Genomic DNA, 362 nt, shown 5'->3' on the forward strand with positions numbered 1-362 from the left:
GTCTACATCTGGTAGTGAAATAACCGCTTTTTCTTCTACGTTTGTGAATAATGAGATTTTTGCACGCTCATTATTAGGTAGTTTACGGTCTGAACGACAAATAAGAATATCTGGCTGAATACCGACTGAGCGTAACTCTTTAACAGAGTGCTGAGTTGGTTTCGTTTTAACTTCACCGGCAGGGCCTAAAAATGGCACTAGCGTTAAGTGAATAAATAGCGCGCGTTCGCGGCCAATTTCAGTTCCCATCTGACGAATTGCTTCAATAAACGGTTGTGATTCAATATCACCTACAGTGCCGCCAATTTCTACAATAGCAATATCATAACCTTCAGCACCGTCGTATACACGCTGCTTAATAT

1 pseudogene is annotated in these 362 nt (G+C 41.2%); it reads right to left on the bottom strand.

Annotated features, from left to right (window positions below):
- A pseudogene (gene pyrG / locus AAEZ18_RS18460) lies at window positions 1-362 on the bottom strand (CTP synthetase); the annotation flags it as partial.

It is taken from the genome of Pseudoalteromonas sp. 19-MNA-CIBAN-0066 (genome assembly GCF_040308705.1).
GTDB lineage: Bacteria > Pseudomonadota > Gammaproteobacteria > Enterobacterales > Alteromonadaceae > Pseudoalteromonas > Pseudoalteromonas nigrifaciens.